The organism is Parabacteroides sp. AF39-10AC, from assembly GCF_003635405.1.
In the GTDB taxonomy this organism is placed as follows: domain Bacteria; phylum Bacteroidota; class Bacteroidia; order Bacteroidales; family Tannerellaceae; genus Parabacteroides; species Parabacteroides distasonis.
The window spans coordinates 1-342 of record NZ_QTLP01000089.1 but is presented as its reverse complement, the minus strand read 5'-3'; the positions used below and the strand labels follow the sequence as shown (position 1 = coordinate 342).

Sequence of the window (342 nt, the reverse complement as noted above, 5' to 3'; positions counted from 1 at the left end):
CTTCAAGTTCCGGTTAAACCGGGACAAGGCCGCATTGTACTCGAGATATTCCTCATGGCCGTTCTTCGTCCCACTTAAAAAGGGAAATAAATAGCCGGAGTCTCCCGCCCTCTCACCTGCCAGCTCCTTATACATAGCCTCCGCCGTATCCAAGACCTCCAACCGCATAGAGGTCCCGGTCTTCTGGCGATTGTAATCCAATATGCCGTTCTTGATATTACCCCTATTCAAATGGGCGAAATCAACGAACGACATTCCCCCATATTGAAACATCAAGCAAAGGGCCAGTTGTGTCTTCCTCAACTTCTCTCCTTTTACCGGGACAGTCATCAGGCGATTCAA

1 pseudogene is annotated in these 342 nt (G+C 49.1%); it reads right to left on the bottom strand.

Annotated features, from left to right (window positions below):
• Window positions 1–342 (bottom strand): annotated as a pseudogene (locus DW033_RS25180) (integrase); the annotation flags it as partial.